Origin of the sequence: Nonomuraea sp. NPDC049400 (genome assembly GCF_044466425.1) — a bacterium.
Classification (GTDB): Bacteria; Actinomycetota; Actinomycetes; order Streptosporangiales; family Streptosporangiaceae; genus Nonomuraea.
In genome coordinates this window covers 1-1900 of record NZ_JBITMP010000146.1, presented here as the reverse complement: position 1 = coordinate 1900, position 1900 = coordinate 1, and the positions used below count along the sequence as shown (strand labels likewise).

The window sequence follows — 1900 nt, the reverse complement described above, 5'->3', positions numbered from 1 at the left end:
ATGCAGAGGGGAGAGCACCTCGAAGCCACACGCGTCAAGATCATTCCAGGTGGAGCGAAACTACGCGATCACTTCACAGCGAGTGGATCAGAACCGCTTTTCATGGCCGCTGTCAGTCACCGGCGTGGTGATCTCGTAAAGCACTCTGAACGGCATGGACTACAGAGCGCGCGTGCCTTCACCGAGCGGCAGACGCGGGCCTCGTGGCGAGCGGTGCCTTCCGCGCTCATCGTCTGCGACGATGACCGGAGCATGCCCGAGCTGTTCATCAAGCGGCAGCTCACGATGGCAGGGGTGGTCAGGCACCTGCCGGGGAGCCATTCTCCGTTCCTGCCGCGGCCGGGCGAGCTGGCCGGCCTCATCGACGAGGTGACAGACGCCCTGCCCGCCGAGGCTAGCGGAGATCGTAGGGCGGTCTCGGCGGGCGCCCGCCGAGCTGGAGAGAGGCGAACGTTGCGGTGCAGCAAATCGGTCACGGACCCGGCACTCAACCTCGACCGGGCCTTCTTCCAAGATCCGCATCCGGTCTACCGGCGCGCCCGCGAGGTGGGGCCGGTACGGCCCGCGACCGCGCACCGGCGGCTCAGGGTCTGGCTGGTCACCAGGTACGCCGAAGCCAGGGAGCTGCTCAACGACCCCAGGCTGGCCAAGGACAGCGCCAGGGCGGTGAAGCTGTTCCCGCCGGGGATGGCGGGCCCGTACGCCTCGTCGTTGTCGGCCCACATGCTCAACTCCGACCCGCCCGACCACACGCGCCTACGCAAACTGGTGAACAAGGCGTTCACCGCCAGGACGGTGTCGCGGCTGCGCCCGCGCATCGAGCAGATCACCGACGGCCTACTCGACGGCATGGCGGAGGTGGGCGAGTTCGACCTCATGGAGTCGTTCGCCTTCCCCCTGCCGATCGCCGTCATCTGCGAACTGCTCGGGATCCCGGCCGCGGACCACGACGAGTTCAGGACCTGGACCGCCCCCTTCGTGGCGGCCTCGTCGGCGGAGGAGATGCGCGCGGCCCACGCGTGGATGCTGGCCTACCTGACGGGCCTCGTCGCCGCCAAGCGGGCCGCGCCCAGCGAGGACCTGCTGTCGGAGCTCGTGCACATCTCCGACGAAGGCGACCGGCTGACAGCGGACGAAGTGGTATCCATGGCGTTCCTGCTGCTCGTGGCGGGCCACGAGACCACGGTAAACCTGATCGCCAATAGCGTGCTCGCCCTGATCGGCAACCCGGACCAGCTGGCCGCGCTGCGGGCCGACCCCTTACTGCTGCCGGGCGCGGTGGAGGAGTTCCTGCGCTTCGACGGCCCGATCAACATCGCGACTCTGCGCTTCACCACCGAGCCGATCCGCGTCGGCGATGTCGTAATCCCCGAGGACGAGTTCGTCTTCATCTCCCTGCTGGCCGCCAACCGCGACCCGGACCGCTACCCTGATCCTGACCGGCTCGACCTCACCAGGCCAGGCGGCGGCCATCTGGCCTTCGGTCATGGCATCCACTACTGCGTGGGCGCGCCGCTGGCCCGGCTGGAGGCGCAGATCGCCATCGGAAGGCTGCTCGGCCGCTTCTCCAGCATCGAACTGGGCTCGCCCGTCCTGCAATGGCGCGTAAGCACCCTCATCCGTGGGCTGCACACCCTGCCCGTCCGGGTCCGCTGACGCGCCGGAGCGATTCGCGCAAACCCTCGCCTCAGGGCGAGCAGTGCTCGACGATGGGGCGTGTGGCAGGACGCAGTCGCCCGTGGCGGGCACTGGCCAGTGCAGTGGCACTGGCCGCCTTGGTCGTGCTGGTGGGCGCGGTCGCGCGAGCCCTAGGTAGCTGGTGTAAAGCGGTCGATCCCGGCCGGTTGCATCTCGATCGCGATCTGCTGAGCCGGGCCTGTGATCGAGCTTGGTGGCCCGA

Annotated in this window: 1 protein-coding gene; it reads left to right on the top strand. The window is 68.5% G+C overall.

The window, feature by feature from the left end; all coding sequences use genetic code 11:
• The first annotated feature begins 252 nt into the window (after positions 1 to 252).
• Positions 253 to 1656 (top strand): cytochrome P450, encoded by a 1404-nt coding sequence (locus ACIBVN_RS60800; protein ID WP_397152025.1) that lies wholly within the window; start codon positions 253 to 255, stop codon positions 1654 to 1656.
• The last annotated feature ends 244 nt before the right edge of the window (positions 1657 to 1900 follow it).